We start from the raw sequence: 4,671 nt of genomic DNA, 5'->3' as shown, positions 1-4,671 counted from the left end.
CGGGTCGGCAACCTGACCATGACCAACCACCCGATCCACCTGCATGGCCACGAGTTCGACGTCACCGGCACCGACGGTGTCCCTGTGCCGGTGGGCGCGCGCTGGCCGGAGGTGACCACCGATGTGGCGGTGGGACAGATGCGCCAGCTGGAGTTTCTCGCCGACGAGGAGGGCGACTGGGCGCTGCACTGCCACAAGAGCCATCACACCATGAACGCCATGGGCCATGACGTGCCGACCCTGCTCGGCGTCGATCACCGCGACATGACCCGCAAGGTCGCCAAGCTGATCCCCGATTACATGGTGATGGGCGAGCGCGGCATGGCCGATATGGCGGAGATGCAGATGCCGCTGCCGGACAACACCGCACCGATGATGACCGGCGACGGCCCCTTCGGCTCGGTGGAGATGGGCGGCATGTTCAGCATGCTCAAGGTGCGCAAGGACCAGGCAGCAGGCGACTACAGCGATCCCGGCTGGTTCCAGCATCCGGCAGGCACCCAGGCCCATGAGTGGCAGGGCGAGCTGGCCATGCCGGCGCGCTCGAGTGCCCCAGGCGGGCAGTCCATGCCGCTTAAGCAGCCGGTCAGCGCGGAAGTACAGATACGTAAACCTTCCGGGCATACCGGGCATTGATTCCTAACATTCCAACTCATATGAGGTCGCACAGATGAAGAAACACCAACAGTTGATCGGTTTAGCCCTGTTGCTTGCCGGTATAACCGGCAGCGCCGAGCTGCTGGCCCATGGCGATATGCAGAAGGAGACGCATGCCGCCCAGGCGCCGGTGCTCAAGGAGCAAAAGGATTGGGGCATAGCCGGCGACAGGGAGCAGGTGTCGCGCAGCATCGAGATCAGCATGAGCGATCAGATGCGTTTTACCCCGAACCAGTTCGAGGTGAAGCAGGGCGAAACCATCAGGTTCGTTCATCGCAACCAGGGCCGGATGCGGCACGAGTTCGTCCTCGGCACCAAGCCCGAGCTGGATGCGCATGCGGCGCTGATGGCCAAGTTCCCCGGCATGCAGCACGACGAGCCCTTTATGGCCCATGTCGGGCCGGGCAAGAGCGGGGAAATCATCTGGACCTTCAACCGCGCCGGCGACTTCGACTTCGCTTGCCTGATGGTCGGCCATTACCAGGCCGGCATGGTGGGCCAGGTTCGTGTAGTGACCGAATAAAACCCATTAACCAGGGCATCCGCCGGTGGCCGATGCCCGCAATCAACCTAAGGAAAAATTATGAGGAATCTACTAATAGCTATCGCCATGGGCTGTGCCCTGACACTCCCGGTAGTTGCCAGCGAGACCAGCGTCGCGCCGGCCGCTAGCGCAGCCGCGGCCATGAGCCAGGGCGAGGTGCGCAAGATCGATGTGGCCAACCAGAAGATCACCCTGCGCCACGGGCCACTGGTCAACCTCGGCATGCCGCCGATGACCATGGTGTTCGGCGTGCAGGAGCCTGGCCTGCTCGATGGGCTGAAGGTGGGCGATAAGGTCCAGTTTGTGGTTGAGCAAAAAGGCAGCCAGTTCGTTGTGACCGAACTGCAATCCGCGCAATAAGTGCATGTGCGGCTGTTTCCCACGCGCCAGCGTGGGAGCACCGCCTCCGACCCATCGGGTCTGATACAAGGGCGTCAGGGCCGAGCGCTGGACGCTCCCCAACGCTCGCTCCTTGCGCTTGCTCCTTGTGCCTAGAGCCCTGCCAGTTCCGGCTGCCCATAGCCTGCGAAGCGGCATTGGGTTTATGTCAGTGCGACGAATCTGAGCAGTCTGGCGACGACTTTACGGCCTTGAGCGGTAGGTCAAGAAACTCGTCAATTGTGGCTTTTGTTTTTTGCAATATTCACAGAACGGAACGATCGTGCACGAGTCAAGCGCACATGGCCGTGTCCGCTGGAAGTGGTAGGGGACAGTGGCGTCAGCCAGACGGCCTGCTTACAACAACATTTACCCAGGGATGATTTTCGATGAAGAAGAAAAACAATGTTCGTAGGGTTGTTGGTTCTCTCGCTCTAGCCGCTTCCACCGCCACTCTTGCCGCCTCACCCAGTGACAGCCAACGCTTCAATGATTTCTGGAGCCCAGGCAAGCCGAGTCTTTCGGCCTGTAAATCGCCGCTACTGGTGGGTACACCACTGGGTTTGCCGCGCTGTATGCAGGCCGACAATGTGCTGATCCGCCTGCAGAAGTTGCAGGACATCGCCAGCATAAATGGCGGCAATCGAGCCGCCGCCCAGCCGGGTTATCAGGCGTCGCTCGACTACGTGCGCAGCACCCTCGAGCAGGTCGGTTATGCGGTGACCATTCAGGCCTTTCCCTTCACCTCCTACGAACCGATCGGGCCAGGCACGCTCAGCGCGCTCGCACCGGTGCCGGCCAACTACGTCTGGGATGAGGACTTCACCTATTTGTCGCAAACCGAAGCCGGTGATGTGAGCGCCGCCGTGGTGCCGGTCGATCTGGCACTCGGTGCGGGCAATACCTCCAGCAGCGGTTGCGAAGTGGAAGATTTCGCCGGCTTCCCCAGCGGCTCGATCGCCTTGATCCAGCGCGGCGCCTGCAGCTTCCAGCAGAAGGCCGAGAACGCCGCCGCAGCGGGCGCAGTGGGAGCGATCATCTTCAACCAGGGCAATACCGAGGATCGCATGGGCTTGATGAACGCGACCCTGGGCGATACCTATGCCGGCGGTATCCCGGTGTTATTCGGCACCTATGCCCTGGGGGCCGACTGGGCCCAGACCGCGGGCTTGCAGGCGCGCATGGTGGCCGACGTGGAGCGTAGCCGTACCGAGACCCATAACCTGGTTGCCGAGACCCGTCGCGGCAACCCGAACAATGTGGTGATGGTCGGCGCGCACCTGGATTCGGTGGGCGAAGGCCCTGGCATCAACGACAACGGTTCGGGCAGCGCAGCGGTGCTGGAGATGGCGGTGCTGATGAGCAAGGCTCACCCGTTCAACAAGGTGCGTTTCGCCTGGTGGGGCGCGGAAGAGTCGGGCCTGGTCGGTTCCACCTTTTACGCCAGCCAGTTGGCCGATGAGGAGAAGCAGCGGATCAAGGCGTATCTGAACTTCGACATGATAGGTTCGCCGAACTTCGGCAACTTTATCTATGACGGCGACGGTTCGGACTTCGGTCTGCAAGGCCCGCCCGGCTCGGCTGCCATCGAACGCTTGCTAGGGGCTTACTTCAACCTGCGCAGCAAGCCTGCCGAGGGTACCGAGATCGACTTCCGCTCCGACTATGCGCAGTTCTTCGAAGAAGGTATTGCCTTTGGCGGCCTGTTCACCGGCGCCGAAGACCTGAAGAGCGAAGAACAGGCGCAAAAGTTCGGCGGTGCTGCCAACCAGCCGTTCGACCCTTGCTACCACGCGGCTTGCGACGACATCAGCAACATCAACACCGATTCGCTGGAGTTGCATGCTGACGCCATGGCGTTCGCCACCAGCTGGCTGTCGTTGTCGACCAAAATCATCGACGATGAAATCGCCGCCGCCGAGACGGCCGCGCAAGGGCGTGCGGCCAAGCAGTCCGTACGCAACGTCGAACGTTGGGGCCGCTATTTTATCAAGTAAGCATCAAGTAAGGTCTGAACCAACAGCTGCGCCGGGGCTCAGGCTCTGGCGCAGTTTTGTTTTTTAGAGCCTGTTGCGGATCTTGCGAGCTAGAGCGAGACAAGGCGAAAACAGCCGAGGAAGCGGAGTTTACGGGTTGTAAATGAGCATTCCGAGGCTGTTTTTAACGCAGTATCGCCGACGCGCAGCAGATCCGAGACAGGTTCTTAGGCGTTAGCGAAACGCTCATTCAGATAGGCGATGATCACCTTGGACTCATACAGCCAGGTGCTCTGGCCGTTTTCTTCGATGCGCAGGCACGGCACCTTGATCTTGCCGCCTTGCTGCTCCAGCTCCTGACGAGCCTGGGTATCATGCTTGGCGTCGTGCAAGGCGACCGGCACATTGAGCCGGTGCAGGGTGCGGCGGGTCTTTACGCAGAAGGGGCAGGCGTGGAACTGGTACAGCGCCAGGCCTTGGGCGGTCTGCGTCACCGCGGCCTGAGCCTCGGGCGAACGCTTGAGCTTGGCGGGACGGGAGATCCAGTCGAGGAAGATGATCAACTGGCCGAGGCCGATTCGAAGTGCCTTGATAATCATGCTGACGTAAACCTTGGGTAGATAAATACGGGCGCGCAGCTTACCCGAGTTTGTCGCGGCTGGCCTGAGCCCGGGCCGAACGGCATAATCGCGCCTTGCCTTGTGCCTAGCCAAACCGAGCCCTTGATGAAGCCCGAAGACCTGTTATTGCTGGTAACCCGTGAAATGCCCTTCGGTAAGCACAAAGGCCGTTTGCTTGCCGACCTGCCGGGCAATTACCTCAACTGGTTCGCCCGCGAAGGCTTCCCTTCGGGGGAGATCGGCCGCCTGCTGGCCTTGATGCAGGAGATCGATCACAACGGCTTGTCCGGCTTGCTCGACCCTTTACGCACAAAACCGAGAGTGCCGTTTCGCGGTCAATAAACAACCGGCTCCAGGCTAATGCCAGTCAGTTAAGCTGACTGGCATTTTTATTTCTGATCGGATACTTCGACGATTTGAGCCTGATGGCGCGTGGATAGATACGATCTTCTCGTCGATGGGGCAGGACGTAGTGTGGGGCTGAAGCATGCAGTTC

The 4,671-nt window shown here is 60.7% G+C and carries 6 protein-coding genes; 5 read left to right on the top strand and 1 reads right to left on the bottom strand.

Translation table 11 applies throughout. From position 1 onward, the window contains the following. From Q8Q83_RS13970 to Q8Q83_RS13955, 4 genes are all read left to right on the top strand, one after another. Window positions 1-636: multicopper oxidase domain-containing protein (locus Q8Q83_RS13970; RefSeq protein ID WP_305624680.1), on the top strand; the 636-nt coding region annotated here is incomplete at its 5' end. Window positions 637-670: 34 nt separating this feature from the next. Next, window positions 671-1,180, top strand: coding sequence for a cupredoxin family protein (locus tag Q8Q83_RS13965; RefSeq protein ID WP_305624678.1), 510 nt, complete (start codon window positions 671-673; stop codon window positions 1,178-1,180). Window positions 1,181-1,240: 60 nt separating this feature from the next. Next, window positions 1,241-1,561 (top strand): copper-binding protein, encoded by a 321-nt coding sequence (locus Q8Q83_RS13960; protein WP_305624676.1) that lies wholly within the window; start codon window positions 1,241-1,243, stop codon window positions 1,559-1,561. Window positions 1,562-1,968: 407 nt separating this feature from the next. Continuing rightward, window positions 1,969-3,576 carry a M28 family metallopeptidase gene (locus Q8Q83_RS13955; protein ID WP_305624675.1) on the top strand — a complete coding sequence of 536 codons (1,608 nt, stop codon included), beginning with the start codon at window positions 1,969-1,971 and terminating at the stop codon, window positions 3,574-3,576. Between the two features lie 206 nt (window positions 3,577-3,782). On the opposite strand, the gene Q8Q83_RS13950 is transcribed toward Q8Q83_RS13955, so the two are convergent. After that, window positions 3,783-4,154, bottom strand: a complete 372-nt coding sequence (locus Q8Q83_RS13950; RefSeq protein WP_305624673.1) for a glutaredoxin domain-containing protein — start codon at window positions 4,152-4,154, stop codon at window positions 3,783-3,785. Between the two features lie 126 nt (window positions 4,155-4,280). Here Q8Q83_RS13950 and Q8Q83_RS13945 point away from each other — a divergent pair, with 126 nt between their 5' ends. Next, on the top strand, window positions 4,281-4,517 hold the full coding sequence (locus Q8Q83_RS13945; protein ID WP_305624671.1) for a DUF3820 family protein: 237 nt from the start codon (window positions 4,281-4,283) through the stop codon (window positions 4,515-4,517). The last annotated feature ends 154 nt before the right edge of the window (window positions 4,518-4,671 follow it).

Origin of the sequence: Pseudomonas sp., from assembly GCF_030696055.1 — a bacterium.
Lineage (GTDB): Bacteria > Pseudomonadota > Gammaproteobacteria > Pseudomonadales > Pseudomonadaceae > Aquipseudomonas.
The sequence above is the reverse complement of the archived record's forward strand: the minus strand, read 5'-3'. Positions and strand labels throughout refer to the sequence as shown.